Origin of the sequence: Rhizobium sp. WSM4643 (assembly GCF_025152745.1) — a bacterium.
In the GTDB taxonomy this organism is placed as follows: Bacteria; Pseudomonadota; Alphaproteobacteria; order Rhizobiales; family Rhizobiaceae; genus Rhizobium; species Rhizobium leguminosarum_I.
The window spans coordinates 1,799,391-1,813,064 of record NZ_CP104040.1 but is presented as its reverse complement, the minus strand read 5'-3'; the positions used below and the strand labels follow the sequence as shown (position 1 = coordinate 1,813,064).

11 protein-coding genes are annotated in these 13,674 nt (G+C 61.7%); 2 read left to right on the top strand and 9 right to left on the bottom strand.

Annotation, left to right across the window (positions count from 1 at the left end; genetic code table 11):
- Positions 1–124 precede the first annotated feature (124 nt).
- On the bottom strand, positions 125–970 hold the full coding sequence (gene kdsA, locus N1937_RS09235; protein WP_170258309.1) for a 3-deoxy-8-phosphooctulonate synthase: 846 nt from the start codon (positions 968–970) through the stop codon (positions 125–127).
- Complete coding sequence (locus tag N1937_RS09230; protein WP_162118768.1) at positions 967–1,863, bottom strand: VOC family protein; 897 nt, start codon at positions 1,861–1,863, stop codon at positions 967–969. The genes kdsA and N1937_RS09230 overlap by 4 nt, the downstream gene beginning before the upstream one ends.
- A 197-nt stretch (positions 1,864–2,060) precedes the next feature.
- Between N1937_RS09230 and lexA the strand changes: the two genes are divergently transcribed.
- A complete protein-coding gene (lexA, locus tag N1937_RS09225) occupies positions 2,061–2,780 on the top strand; it encodes a transcriptional repressor LexA (RefSeq protein ID WP_017964154.1) in 720 nt (239 codons plus the stop codon).
- On the opposite strand, the gene N1937_RS09220 is transcribed toward lexA, so the two are convergent.
- Complete coding sequence (locus N1937_RS09220; RefSeq protein WP_222290872.1) at positions 2,761–5,193, bottom strand: ComEC/Rec2 family competence protein; 2,433 nt, start codon at positions 5,191–5,193, stop codon at positions 2,761–2,763. The two genes, lexA and N1937_RS09220, sit on opposite strands and share 20 nt — an antisense overlap.
- A 290-nt stretch (positions 5,194–5,483) precedes the next feature.
- On the opposite strand from N1937_RS09220, the gene gltA reads away from it, so the two are divergent.
- Positions 5,484–6,773 (top strand): citrate synthase, encoded by a 1,290-nt coding sequence (gene gltA / locus N1937_RS09215; protein WP_017964153.1) that lies wholly within the window; start codon positions 5,484–5,486, stop codon positions 6,771–6,773.
- Positions 6,774–6,809: 36 nt separating this feature from the next.
- On the opposite strand, the gene lpxB is transcribed toward gltA, so the two are convergent.
- Genes lpxB through bamA form a run of 6 tightly spaced genes read right to left on the bottom strand, consistent with a single transcriptional unit; the run spans position 6,810 to position 13,593 of the window.
- Positions 6,810–7,988, bottom strand: a complete 1,179-nt coding sequence (lpxB, locus tag N1937_RS09210; RefSeq protein WP_222290868.1) for a lipid-A-disaccharide synthase — start codon at positions 7,986–7,988, stop codon at positions 6,810–6,812.
- Positions 7,985–8,866 carry an LpxI family protein gene (locus N1937_RS09205; protein WP_222290865.1) on the bottom strand — a complete coding sequence of 294 codons (882 nt, stop codon included), beginning with the start codon at positions 8,864–8,866 and terminating at the stop codon, positions 7,985–7,987. Before N1937_RS09205 ends, lpxB begins: the two co-directional genes overlap by 4 nt.
- 3 nt (positions 8,867–8,869) lie before the next feature.
- Positions 8,870–9,688: an acyl-ACP--UDP-N-acetylglucosamine O-acyltransferase gene (gene lpxA / locus N1937_RS09200; RefSeq protein WP_064250064.1), complete on the bottom strand. Its 819-nt coding sequence runs from the start codon at positions 9,686–9,688 to the stop codon at positions 8,870–8,872.
- Entirely contained in the window at positions 9,685–10,152 is a 468-nt protein-coding gene (gene fabZ / locus N1937_RS09195; protein ID WP_017964149.1) for a 3-hydroxyacyl-ACP dehydratase FabZ, read from the bottom strand. The genes lpxA and fabZ overlap by 4 nt, the downstream gene beginning before the upstream one ends.
- Positions 10,145–11,209, bottom strand: a complete 1,065-nt coding sequence (gene lpxD / locus N1937_RS09190) for a UDP-3-O-(3-hydroxymyristoyl)glucosamine N-acyltransferase (protein WP_162118773.1) — start codon at positions 11,207–11,209, stop codon at positions 10,145–10,147. Before lpxD ends, fabZ begins: the two co-directional genes overlap by 8 nt.
- A 50-nt stretch (positions 11,210–11,259) precedes the next feature.
- Positions 11,260–13,593: an outer membrane protein assembly factor BamA gene (gene bamA, locus N1937_RS09185; RefSeq protein ID WP_162118774.1), complete on the bottom strand. Its 2,334-nt coding sequence runs from the start codon at positions 13,591–13,593 to the stop codon at positions 11,260–11,262.
- Between the last annotated feature and the right edge of the window lie 81 nt (positions 13,594–13,674).

Here is a 13,674-nt window from a genome sequence, read left to right as displayed (position 1 = left end):
GGGTGATAAGTCGGTTCGAAACCTGTCTTAGTCGAAGGCGTGCAAATTACAATGCTGCAATTTCCAGCCCTTCGGACCGTGTTCGGATCTCGCCTATAGCACGATCATGTCAGGCTGTTGAACGTCAAGCCTTGGCGACCGCATCGAAGGCGAGTAGCTTTTCAAGCAGCCGCGGCATGTCCTTGAGATAGACCATGTTGGGGCCGTCGGAAGGTGCATTGTCGGGGTCCTGGTGGGTTTCGACGAACACGCCGGCGATACCGGTAGCCACCGCTGCGCGCGCCAGCGTTTCCACGAATTCCCGCTGACCGCCGGAGGATTCGCCCTGCCCGCCCGGCTGCGCCACGGAATGGGTCGCATCGAAGATAACGGGGGCGCCCATCGCCGCCATGATCGGCAGCGAACGCATGTCGGAAACCAGCGTGTTGTAACCGAAAGAGGCGCCGCGCTCGCACAGCAGCACGTTCGGATTGCCACTGGCATTGAGCTTCTTCAGGACGTTCTTCATATCCCAGGGAGCGAGGAACTGGCCCTTCTTGACGTTGACGACGCGGCCGGTCTTGGCCGCGGCAATAAGAAGGTCGGTCTGGCGGCAAAGGAAGGCCGGGATCTGCAGGACGTCGACGATCTTTGCCACCTCGGCGCATTGTTCGGCGGTATGAACGTCGGCCAGGACGGGAAAGCCGAATTCCTTCTTGAGGTCGGCAAAGACCTCCATGCCCTTTTCGATCCCGATACCGCGTTCGGCCGAGAGCGAGGTCCGGTTCGCCTTGTCGAAGGAACTCTTGTAGACGAGGCCGATGCCGAGCCTTCCGCAAAGCTCCTTCAGCGTGCCGGCAACCATGAAGGCGTGGTCGCGGCTCTCCATCTGGCAGGGACCGGCAATCAGCGACAGGCGGCCGGTATTGGAAAAGGTGACCTGGCCTTGGCCTTCGCCGACCCTGACGTCGGAATTCGTATCAGTGCTCATCGTGTTTCCTCGAAGGCGAAGAGCGTGCCCTGCCCGGGCGCGGGCTTCACCAGAATGCGATTGTTCTTGCGCGTGTATGTCACCCCGTTAGCAGCCAAATGCGCTTCTGTCACGGCAAGATCGGCAACAGCAAAGAGGATTGCCCGGCCGCGCAGGCCGCGATCTGCGGATGAGCCGGCGATGTCGAAATAGGCCTCCAGCCCTTCTGGCGTCATCAGACCGATTTTCGCATTCGACGCCGCGACATTGACGCCGAAACCGGTTTTCTCGACTGCCGATTGCGCCGCTGCAAGGCCGACGAAGGCAGCGAATGCGGCCGGTTCCGGCGCGCAAAGCGCGATCTCCGTTATGCCGGTCACGCCATTGGCATGCGTCTCCAGCGCGGCGCGGTCGGCCGGCAGCGGATTGATACGCTCGACGGTGAAGAGCAAGAGATCAGGCGCGCGCAGGTCGCCGGCAAAAGCCAGCTTGAAGCCGGCAATCGTCTCGGAGCCGTCCGGCATCGTCATCGGCCGGGTGAACTGCAGCATCTCCCCGGCGCTCGACCCGTTGCCGACGAAATCCTGATGATCGATGCCGGCATCCTTGCTGCCGAAGGCCACCGCCGAAAGCCCCTCCGCGCCGCAACGGAAGCGGAAAGCCCGGTTGCGAGCGGTGAAGACATTGCCTCGTCGCGCCGATGCCTCGCTCTCCTCGACGCTCGCGATCCCGAGCGGCTCCAGATAGGTCTTGTCGGCAAAGAAGACGCAGGCATTCTCCGTCCCGAAGGGGTGGCGCGCATCGGCGGCAACGGTGAAGCCGAGCTTGCCGAGCCTTTCGCGCGCCAGATCGATGTCGACGACCGGCAGCACGACATGATCCAGCGGGTACGGTTTGGTGGAATGCGTGTTCATCATATCCCTCCTCAAATCGGCAAGAGATGTGCGACAGCGCCACCCTCAATGCAAGACATGTGTCCAATCCGGCGAATGAAAATAAGAATCTCGACGAGTTGGTGCCAAGTTTTACGGAAATTTAGCTACTTGCGGAACACATATGGAACATATAGTGTCTGTTCTGGATTTGTTTCAATCACGAGGTCACAACGTCGATGCTCACGCGCAAACAACAGGAGCTTCTCCTTTTCATTCATGAGCGCATGAAGGAATCCGGCGTTCCGCCATCTTTCGACGAAATGAAGGATGCCCTGGACCTCGCTTCGAAGTCCGGGATTCATCGCTTGATTACAGCGCTCGAGGAACGTGGCTTCATTCGCCGCCTACCGAACCGGGCCCGCGCGATCGAGGTCATCAAGCTTCCGGAGGCCTACAGCCCCAGCATCCAACCGCGGCGTGGCTTTTCGCCGAGCGTCATCGAGGGCAGCCTCGGCAAGCCACAGCCGGTCGCCGCTCCTGCCCCTGCAAAACCCGTCGCCGACAACGGCAACTCAGTCTCCGTGCCGGTCATGGGCCGCATCGCCGCCGGTGTTCCGATCTCGGCGATCCAGAACAACACCCACGACATCGTCGTTCCGGCCGACATGCTCGGTTCCGGTGAACATTATGCGCTGGAGGTCAAGGGCGATTCGATGATCGATGCCGGCATCTTTGACGGTGACACCGTGATCATCCGCAACGGCAGCACCGCAAGTCCTGGCGACATCGTCGTTGCTCTCGTCGACGACGAGGAAGCGACACTCAAACGCTTCCGCCGCAAGGGCGCCTCGATCGCGCTCGAAGCCGCCAACCCGGCTTACGAGACCCGGATTTTCGGGCCGGACCGTGTCAAGGTTCAGGGCAAGCTCGTCGGTCTTATTCGCCGCTATCACTGACCTTGGCTAGACCGGGCTCGGTAAAACTATTGCTGCGCCAGTCATAGGCGCGATGGCGCATCCATGGCCGCGACAATGCATCGAATGCGGTTGCGACCTCCAGGCCGGCGCCCGTGAAACGCAACTCGACGGAACCGGTCCTGCGCAGCGTTTCACCGGTGAAGAGCGTCGCACCTGAGCGGCAGCTGTTGAAGCGCAGGCGGACCGACGTCACGACGATATCGGCGGCGTCGCATGCCGGGCCGAGATAGGCGGCATTGTCGATGACGGCCACGACATGGCCATTGCCAAGCCTTGATGCGCACCAGGCCTTCTTGACGCAGGAAAAGCGGTTTGTGTCGCCGGCCGCTGCGGCCGCTCGCATCGCGGTCCTCGCCTCGTTCTGCTGATCGCGGGAAAGCCTGACGCGGCGGTCTTCTCCCTCCGGCGGGATAGCAGGACCATCCAGCATCTTCGGCGGATCATGCGTCGGCAGGACCAGCGCTCTCTGCCATTGGTCGAAGATGAAATCCGGCGGTCGTTCACGGTTGGACGCCATTGCTGCCGCCTCGACGACCGCGACGAGATTGCCATCCTCCGAAATCACCAGATCCGGCGGCCGGGGAACCGGTAGAAGCAACAGGATGAGCGTCGAGACTGCGATGATCGATGTGCCGGAATGGCGCAGTCGCGTCCGGAGCAGCGTCAGCAGAAGAAAGCCTGCCACGGCGACCGCGAAATACCAGCCGGGCAAGCGGCCAACGTCGATATTGCCGCCCCAGCCGGATACCGTCTTTGCGACCGCGATCACCAGATCGAGGCCGAATCCGACGACCTTCCAGGCCCAAACATCCAGACCGAAAGGCATGAGCAGCATCGCCAGCAGCCCGGCCGGCATGACGATAAAGGAGATGATCGGCATCGTCGCGAGGTTTGCCGGCAGGCCATAGGCGGTCAGGCGATGAAAATGCTCGATCGAAAACAGCGCGGTTGAAAAGCCGCCGATCAGCGACGTCAGGAAGACGCCGCCGAAGAAACCCGCAACCGTAACGACCGGCCTGATGATCGGCAGCTTGAAGAAGGCGTTTTCGCGGACGCGCCGGTCCTTCCACAGCTGATAGCCCGAGACCAGCGCCAATGTCGCGGCAAAGGACATCTGGAAGCTCGGACCCAAGACCTCGGACGGCGAAATGGCGATGATGACGAGCGCGGAGAGCGCGACATTGCGCAGGCTGATCGACGGCCGGTCGAAGAAGACGGCAATCAACATGATGGCCATCATGATGAAGGCGCGTTCGGCAGAGACCCCAAAGCCCGAGATCAGGAAATAGGCGGTCACGGCGATGAGCGCGCCGGCGGCAGCGATCTTCTTCGTCGGATAGGCCTCAGCGACGCCGGGAAAGAGGCTGAGCAACATCCGGAACCCAACGAAGAAGATACCGGCCGACAGCGCCATGTTGAGGCCGGAGATGGCGACGATATGAGCCAAGCCGGACTGGCGCAGCGCTTCCGTCGTCTCATTCGAGATGGCGCGCCGCTCGTCCGTCACCAGAGCAGCGGCGAAAGCGCCGGTGTCGCCGGGCAAGATCGACCTTATGCGGTCGCCAATGCCGCTGCGCAGCCGGTAGAGCCCTTCGAGCAGAGCTTCCCACGTCGATCTTGCCGCCTGCGGACCTGCCTGCCAGTCGACCTTCGACGGCGCGCCGTAGAAGAAGCCGTTCGCGCCGATGCCATCGAAATAGGCACCGAAGGAGAAGTCGTTGAGCTCAGGAAGTGCTGGACCTGCCGGCGGCGTCAGCCGCGCCCTGCCGGTTATGATATCACCGATCTCGAAGGGCGCGTCTGCGCCGCGGGTGATCGCGGTTATGCGTTCGGGCGACCGCTTCACTTCCGGCGCCTCCGTACCGGTGACGGCAAGAATGTAGCGCCACCGGCCGCGACCGTCGCCTTCGCGCCGTTCCACACGGCCGGTCACCGTCGTCGTGACGGCGGAATCGAGGATCACGGTCGAAGCCCGCCAGCTCTCGAGCTGCGCGGAGGCCATGCCGCAGGCCACAAGTGCAAGCGCCAGCAGGGTTGCCCGCAATGCCGCCCGGCTGCGGCTGGCGATGAGAACGGCGACGATCAGCAGCAACAGGCAGAGCAGCGATGCAACGAGCGGAAAGTCCGATGCCGCAAGAAACCAGAAGGCTGACCCGGCACCGAGGAAGACAGGCGAGACCAGCAGCAGACGGCCGTGGTCCGCCTCTTCGCTCAGCATGCGCATGCCGATACGCAGCGATTGCGAGGCTGCTGCCGGCAGCCGGTGCCGCAAGGGGCTCGTCGACTGCGTTCTTGTCGGGCGCGTCACCATGACAGGTGGAGAAAAACCGGCGGAGTCAGCGAGGCCTTCGCCTGCTTCCGGCCGCAATTCGACTGTGGTCAACTCCTGCATGTGCCGCCCAAGCCCAGCTGCGAAGGCGGCCAGAATGCAACCTCCGATCAAATCCGGCAAGCATAATCGATTGAAATACGAGGGAAAATCGCAAGCGCCAAAAGACGAGTTGAATCATCGGCTTCCGATATGCGTGCGGCTCATCGCTGCAGTGCCTAAAAGGTGATACCGCAATGCACAAAATGCCGTCACGGTAACTTGGCATTAGCTTCGCGATCATATAGCTATCGGTGAGGACGCTTAACCCCTATGGCGCTTTTATGGCGCCACCGCCATTTCGGAGGATCAGCATGACGGATCAAAGCGCTACAATAAAAATCGGTGACAAGTCTGTCGACCTTGCTGTCAAAAGCGGCACGATCGGCCCGAGCGTCATCGATATCGGTGCCCTCTACAAGAATACGGCTTCCTTCACCTACGATCCGGGTTTCACCTCGACGGCATCCTGTGAATCGAAAATCACTTACATCGACGGCGACGAAGGTGTCCTGTTGCACCGCGGCTATCCGATCGAGCAGCTCGCCGAGCATGGCGACTTCCTCGAGGTCTGCTACCTGCTGCTTTACGGCGAACTGCCGACCACCGTGCAGAAGAAGGATTTCGATTATCGCGTCACGCACCACACCATGGTGCACGAGCAGATGAGCCGCTTCTTCACCGGCTTCCGCCGCGATGCGCATCCGATGGCCGTCATGTGCGGCTGCGTCGGCGCGCTGTCGGCCTTCTATCACGACTCCACCGACATCACCGATCCGCACCAGCGCATGGTCGCCAGCCTGCGGATGATCGCCAAGATGCCGACGCTTGCCGCCATGGCCTACAAGTACCATATCGGCCAGCCCTTCGTTTATCCGAAGAACGACCTCGACTATGCCTCGAACTTCCTGCGCATGTGCTTTGCCGTGCCTTGCGAGGAATATGTGGTCAATCCGGTGCTTGCCCGCGCCATGGACCGCATCTTCATCCTGCATGCCGATCACGAGCAAAACGCCTCGACCTCGACCGTCCGTCTCGCCGGTTCGTCGGGCGCCAACCCGTTCGCCTGCATCGCCGCCGGCATCGCCTGCCTCTGGGGCCCCGCCCACGGCGGCGCCAACGAAGCAGCGCTCAACATGCTGACGGAAATCGGCACGGTCGACCACATTCCGGAATATGTCGCTCGCGCCAAGGACAAGAACGATCCGTTCCGCCTGATGGGCTTCGGTCACCGTGTCTACAAGAACTATGATCCGCGCGCCAAGATCATGCAGAAAACGACGCATGAAGTGCTCGGCGAACTCGGCATCAAGGACGATCCATTGCTCGAAGTGGCCATGGAGTTGGAGCGCATCGCGCTCACCGACGAATATTTCATCGAGAAGAAGCTCTATCCGAACATCGACTTCTATTCCGGAATCACGCTGAAGGCGCTGGGCTTCCCCACGACCATGTTCACCGTGCTCTTCGCGCTCGCCCGCACCGTCGGCTGGATTGCGCAGTGGAACGAGATGATCGAGGATCCGGAACAGCGCATCGGCCGTCCGCGCCAGCTCTATGTCGGCGAACCGAAGCGCGATTACATCCCGGTTTCAAAGCGCTGATCGCTTCAAAGGATCCCAAAAGAAAACCCGGTCAGTTCAGAAACGATCGGGTTTTTTCTTTTTCAAGACGTCGAGAAGGATCTCGGCAGCGTGCTCGCCGGGTGGCTTTTCGGTCTGCATGCGTTGCCAGACGAGATCATAACCCTCGTTCATCGCCTTCAGTTGGAACGTGTCGGCCGACAGCCGCTCCATCCAGCGCGCCAGGCTGGCGCCGCGAACGATCTCGTTCAGATATTCCGGCACGACGGCATAATCGGCGATGATATTCGGCAATGCGCCCGTCCACACCTTGATGCGCGGGGCGAGCAGGCGGATGATCCAATCCGTCTTGTAGACGGACACCGTCGGCACGCCGGCAAGGGCGAGTTCGAGGATCACCGTGCCGGAGGCTGCCATCGCCGCATCCGCTTCGGCAAAGGCCTTCCATTTCTGCGCCGGCCCGACCGCCACCTCCGGCGGCGTGGCCCAGCCGGCAACCAGACCCTTCACCAGCGCTTCGTTGTGCGGCACGGTCGGCAGCAGGAATCGCATCGGGCCGTTGCGGGCGACGAGTTCATTGGCCGCATCCTCGAAGAACGGCAGGAGTTTGGCGATTTCGGAGGATCTTGACCCCGGAAGCATCAGGATGGTCTTGCCCGCTTCCCCGACAGATGCGCTGCCGGCGCGCAGCCGCCGCGCTTCGAGCAGCGCCGGATCAGCGATCAGGCGATGGCCGACATAGGTGGTCTCAGGCCCGCCGAGCGCACGCATCGTCGCCGGCTCGAAGGGCAGGACGGCGAGCACATGATCGACATAGGGCAGCATGCGCGTGGCGCGATATTCCTTCCAGGCCCAGACGCTCGGACAGACATAATTGACGACCGGCAGATCGGGCAGTGCGATCCGGACACGCTTAGCGACTCGGTGGGTGAAGTCTGGGCTATCGATAATGAGAAGTATGTCCGGCCTGGCGGCGACGATGGCAGCCGTTGTCTTCCGGATCAGGGTATAGAGCCTTGGCAGCCGGCTCAGCACCTGGGTGATGCCCATGATCGACAGCTCGGAAAAATCGAACAGCGATTTCAAACCTTGGGCCTGAAGCCCCTCGCCGCCGACACCGACGAGTTCGATCGGTCCGGCATGGATCCGCTTCAGGGCCGCAACCAGATCGGCGCCGAGCAGGTCGCCCGACACCTCGCCGGCGATGACGGCGATCTTCAGCGGCGCCCCGGTCATTCGAGCCCCCATGCCGGCAGCTCGCGATCGATGCCGCAGACGAAAAGCCCGGCCTCATCGGCGGCCTTGAGGACGGCGCCGCGATCGAGCACCAGCGAACGGCCTGCCTCGACCGCCACGCCGGCAAGCCCCGCCTTCTTTGCATTCAGGACCGTGGAAACGCCGATTGCCGGCAGGTCTGCGCGAATATCCTGCTGAGGCTTGCAGAGCTTGACGAGCGCGCCGCGACGGCGTGGAGAGATGCGTCCGGCGGCTCTCAGACCGGCGACACGCTCCAGCATCTCGTCCGTGCCTTCCAGCCCCTCCAGCGCGACGATGCGCCCGCCGATGGCGACGGCGCCTTGGCCGACATCGAGCCGGCCGAGCATCTCGGCGGCTTCCGCTGCACGGTTGATATCGCGCCGGTCTTCTTCGCCCGGTATCGCCGTGCCGAGCGGGCCGACGGCGGCAAGAAGGTCGGGGGCGATCTCATGGGCACCGACGACACGCCTGCCGTTTCCCTCGATCAGCCGGATCACCATCTGCAGCACCTTATCGTCGCCGCCAGAAAGCAAGGTGCGGATCACGGCCGGCATCTTCATCAGAGTGCGCAGCGTCGGGCGCACCTCGCGCCATTCCGGCCGGCGCCGCACGCTGCCGGACATGACGACACGGCCGATGCCGTAGCGGTTCAAGAGGCCCTCGAGAGCTGCAAAATCGCCGATGCCGATGACGGCATGGTCATACGCTTCCCAACGCCGGTCGCTTTCATCCTTCAGCGCGACGATGACGGGATTTTCGCCCGCCGCGCGCGCGGCTTCGGCGACATAGGAAGGCAGAAGGCCGCCGCCGGCGATGATCGCCAGCCGGCCCGCAGCGGTGTCGCCTGATAAAGCCACGGACTAACCCTTCTGCCCCCGGGTCGGCGAGGATAAGGCACGGTCGCTGTCGGCGGCGATGAAGTCGAGGATGTGGACCACCGGCTCGCAATCGGCATATTCTTCGCGGATGGCGGCGGCGTTTTCACGGACGGAGCCCGTTCCTTCGAAGATCGACTTGTAGGCGCGACGTACCCTGTGAATGACGGCGCGGTCGACGCCGGCGCGCGTCATGCCGACGACGTTGAGGCCGCTCAGCAGCCCGGGATTGCCGTTCAGCATGCCATAGGGAATGACGTCGTAACTCACTGCCGAGAGCCCGCCGACGAAGGCCTGACGGCCGACGCGGGTGAACTGGTGAACGGCCGAACCGCCGCCCAGGATGACGCGATCCTCGATGACGACATGGCCGGCGAGCATGACGTTGTTCGACATGATCACATGATTGCCGACCCGGCAGTCGTGCGCGACATGCGAATTGGCAAGGAAGAGGTTATTGTCGCCGACGATTGTCTGGCCACCAAAATCGGCCGTGCCGGTATTCATCGTCACGCCTTCGCGGATCGTGCAGTTGGCGCCCACCGTCAGCGTCGTCTCCTCGCCGCCATGATGCACGCTCTGCGGATCGCCGCCGACGACCGCCATCGGGAAGATGCGCGTGCCCTTGCCGATCACGGTGCGGCCGGTCACGACCGCATGCGACAAAAGCTCGACGTTCGCATGCAGGATGACGTGCGAGCCGACATGGCAGAAGGGACCGATCTTGACGCCCTCACCGATGGTCGCGCCGTCTTCAACGACAGCCATCGGATGGATGCGGGCGCTTTCGGCGATAGTGCTCATGCCTGATCCTTACGAACGATCATCGCGCCGATATCGGCCTCGGCAACAAGCGCGCCGTCGACCTTGGCATCGCAATGGAATTTCCAGATATTGCCACGCTGCTTCTGCTTCCTGACATGGAATTCAACACGATCGCCGGGCACGACGGGCTTGCGGAAGCGCGCATTCTCGATGGTCATGAAATAGACGAGGTTGCCCGGCTGGCCATCCTTCTTGGCACAGATCGCACCCGCGGTCTGAGCCATGCCCTCGATCAAGAGCACGCCGGGCATGATTGGAGATTCCGGAAAATGGCCGGTGAAATGCGGTTCATTCACTGTGACGTTCTTGATGCCGATCGCCGTGTTATCGCCGTCGATCTCGATGATCTTGTCGACCATGAGAAACGGGTAACGATGCGGCAGCAGCTTCATGATCTCGATGATGTCAGCCGAAGAAAGCGTTGTCGTGGCTTCCTCAGTCATTTTTCTCGCCTCCAGGTTTCTTTCCGCGCACCCTGGTCTTGGACATCAGTTGTGCAACATCTCTCAGATAGTCATTCAGCGGACGCGCAGGTGTACCACCATATTGTCCGCCGGCGGCAAGATCGGTCATGATACCGCTTTGGGCGGCGATCTGCACGCCGTCGCCGATCGTCACATGCCCCTTGATGCCGACCTGGCCGCCGATCTGCACGCCATTGCCGATCTTCGCGCTGCCGGCAATGCCGACCTGCGCGACAATGGCGCAATGGCGGCCGATCTGAACGTTGTGGCCGATCTGTACCTGGTTGTCGATCTTGGTGCCTTCACCGATCACCGTATCGTCCATGGCGCCACGGTCGATCGTGGTGTTGGCGCCGATCTCGACATTATCCTGGATGATCACCCGGCCAATCTGGACGATCTTGATCATGCCGCGCGGACCCGGCGCATAACCGAAACCATCCTGGCCGATGCGGACGCCGTTGTGGATAATGACGCCGTTGCCGAGCAGAGCGCAGAGAATGCTCGCGCCGGCCGCAATCGAACAATCCCGGCCAATCTTGACATTCGGGCCGATCACACTGTGCGCGCCGATACGCGTCCCTTCGCCGATCTCGGCATGCGCCCCGATGACGGCCATCGGCTCGACGATCACGCCCTTTTCAAGCTTGGCGCTCGGATTGATCACCGCGCTTGGCGCGATCTCGCTTTCACCGGAAAAGGCGACCGGGCGCAATGCCGTGGGATAGAACAGGCCGCCTGCCATCGCGAAGGCCGCATGCGGATTGGACGACAGCATGACAGGGAGATGTTGAGGGACGAGATCGGCGAGCGCCTTGTCGCAGATCACCGCCGAGGCTTCGCATGTCGCCAGTTCATCGCGGCTGCGGCGCGACAGGATATAACAGATATCGCCTGCCCGTGCCCGGCTGATGGGGGCAACGGACCTGACGATAACATCGGCATGGTCGGAATTGACAAGCTCCGCCCCAAGAAACTCTGCCAGCTCAGCGAGCCTCAGACCTTCATGGGGCAGAAAAAAAACGTTTTGCTCCATCGGCAATGCTCCAGAACGGAATTGAGTCTTACAGTTCCGGACTGCCGATATCAGAATTGGTTGTTGATGCCAAACTTGAAGTTCTGCGTCTTGTCGAAGTCTTCCTTGAGGACCGGGATCGCGTAATCCAGACGCAATGCACCGAAGGGAGACTGCCAGACGACACCGACACCGACGGAAGCACGCAGCGAAGCGCTGGTGCCCTCGGCCTGGTCGGCCCCGAGAAGCTCGACATCATTGCCAAACAGCGTGCCGGCATCGGCAAAGACTGCGCCGCGCAGATTGAAGTCACGCGGGAAGCCCGGCATTGGGAAGGTCGCTTCAGCAGACGCCGTGAAATAGGTCGTGCCACCGAGCGGGTCATCGTGGTCCCCGGTGATGCGCGGGCCGATACCCTTGTTCTCGAAGCCGCGAATATCGCCGTTGGTCAGCGTGAACTGATCGAAGACGTTCAGATGGTCGCCGAAGGGGACGACATAACCAGCCGAACCCGAGACCGAGCCGATGATATCGGCATCGTCGGCAAGCAGATGGTAGTAGCGGGCCTTGCCGTAGATCTTGTAGAACTGCGAGTCACCGCCGAGGCCGGCAATTTCCTGCGTCGCCGTCGCATAGATGCCTTCACGCGGCAGGACGGTGTCGTCAAGCGTGTTGTAGGTCAGCGTCTGCGAGACGGAAGAGCGTGTCCACGGGCTCTCATCGACCAGATTGGCGTAGGTCGCCGACAGGTCGGAGGTATCGCCGTCGTACTTCATCTGCTTGTAGTTATAGCGGAAGGTCGTCGCCAGATCTTCGGTAATCGGCGCAGTGACGCGCAGGACAACGCTGGTTTCCTCGTAATCGTAGTTGCTGTTGCTCGACGTTTCGCTGCGATTGACGTCGAAGCCTGCCGCCAGACGGTAGCCGAGGAAATAGGGTTCGGTGAAGCTGACGCCGTAAGCGCGCGAGCCTTCCTGGCCGCCACCGGCCGAGATGCGGATGTACTGGCCGCGGCCGAGGAAGTTCTTTTCCTCGATCGATGCTTCGAGCAGCAAGCCGTCGCCGCCGGCGGCATAACCCGCGCCGACACCGAACGAACCGGTCGACTGATCCTGCACATCGACGACCACCACGACACGGTCCGGGGAACTGCCCGGTTGGGTGGAGATGTTGACCGAGGAGAAATAACCGAGCGCTTCGAGACGACGCTTGGCCTTGGTGATCATCTGCTGATTGAAGGCGTCGCCTTCGCTCATGTCGAATTCGCGGCGGATGACGTAGTCGCGCGTACGGCTGTTGCCGCGAATCTCGATGCGCTCGACATAGGCGCGCTCGCCCTGGTCGACCAGATATTCAACACCGATCGTGTTGTTGTTAAGGTCGCGGTTACCGCGCGGCGTGACACGCGCAAAGGGATAACCGGCAGACGCCACCTGATCGGAGATCGCCTCGATCGACTTCTGCACTTCCTTGGCGCTGTAGACCTGGCCTTCGCGAGTGCGCACGAGCGGCTGCAGCTGGTCGGAGCCGACGCCTTCGACAGTCGACTGAACGGTCACCGGTCCGAAGTCGTAACGCTGGCCTTCCTCGATGTTGAAGGTGAGCGTGTATTTGTTGGTCGCATCGTCGAACGTGGCATCGGAAGAGACGATGCGCATGTCGGCGTAGCCGCGATTGTAATAGAACTGGCGCAGCGCTTCTTCGTCGGCGTGGAGCTTGTCTTCGTTGTAGACGTCCTTGCGGGTCAGGAACGACAGGAAGTTCGAACGCTTGGTGGCGATGACGGCAGCCAGGCGGCCGGCGCTGTAGGCATTGTTGCCGACGAAGTTGATCGAATCGATCTTGGTGCGGTCCCCCTCGTTGATGACGAAGGCAAGGTTAACGCGGCCTTCGCCGAGCGGCACCACCTGCGTCGTAACTTCGACCTCGCTGCGGCCGGTGGCGGCATAGGCGTCCTTGATCGACTGGATGTCAGCCTGAATCTGGGTGTCGCTATAAGGGCCGGCAGCATGGGTCTGGACGACGGTCGCGAGCTTGTCGTCCTTGATCTTGCGGTTGCCGTTGAAGACAACCTGATTGACGAGCTGGGCTTCCTGGACGTTGACGACGAGCGTGCTTCCGGAGACCGAGATCTTGACGTCGGAGAAGTAGCCCGTCCCGTAGAGCTGCTTGACCGAGGCATCGATATCGCTGTTGGAAAAACTCTTGCCGGGAGCGATGGTAAGGTTCGACCGGACGGCTTCCGCGCCGACACGGCTTGCGCCGCGCACATCGATACGCTGGATGACCGCGGCCTCAGCGGCCGTAGCGGAAACGAACGTCAAAGCACCTGCGCCCGAAGCAACAACACTAGCAGACAGCGCAACCGCCGATACTGCGTTCAAAAACTTTGAACCAGCCTTCATTTCACCTATTACCTTTGTTTCCCTCGTCCCCGGTTCCGGGAGAACCCGATTCCGGTCACGTGTGTCGTTTTACCCGCTTTT

What these genes read in the sequence shown, in the direction of transcription:
- kdsA (WP_170258309.1), bottom strand. Translation starts at nt 970, where the DNA reads ATGAGCACTGATACGAATTCCGACGTCAGGGTCGGCGAAGGCCAAGGC.
- N1937_RS09230 (WP_162118768.1), bottom strand. Translation starts at nt 1,863, where the DNA reads ATGAACACGCATTCCACCAAACCGTACCCGCTGGATCATGTCGTGCTG.
- lexA (WP_017964154.1), top strand. Translation starts at nt 2,061, where the DNA reads ATGCTCACGCGCAAACAACAGGAGCTTCTCCTTTTCATTCATGAGCGC.
- N1937_RS09220 (WP_222290872.1), bottom strand. Translation starts at nt 5,193, where the DNA reads ATGCAGGAGTTGACCACAGTCGAATTGCGGCCGGAAGCAGGCGAAGGC.
- gltA (WP_017964153.1), top strand. Translation starts at nt 5,484, where the DNA reads ATGACGGATCAAAGCGCTACAATAAAAATCGGTGACAAGTCTGTCGAC.
- lpxB (WP_222290868.1), bottom strand. Translation starts at nt 7,988, where the DNA reads ATGACCGGGGCGCCGCTGAAGATCGCCGTCATCGCCGGCGAGGTGTCG.
- lpxA (WP_064250064.1), bottom strand. Translation starts at nt 9,688, where the DNA reads ATGAGCACTATCGCCGAAAGCGCCCGCATCCATCCGATGGCTGTCGTT.
- fabZ (WP_017964149.1), bottom strand. Translation starts at nt 10,152, where the DNA reads ATGACTGAGGAAGCCACGACAACGCTTTCTTCGGCTGACATCATCGAG.
- lpxD (WP_162118773.1), bottom strand. Translation starts at nt 11,209, where the DNA reads ATGGAGCAAAACGTTTTTTTTCTGCCCCATGAAGGTCTGAGGCTCGCT.
- bamA (WP_162118774.1), bottom strand. Translation starts at nt 13,593, where the DNA reads ATGAAGGCTGGTTCAAAGTTTTTGAACGCAGTATCGGCGGTTGCGCTG.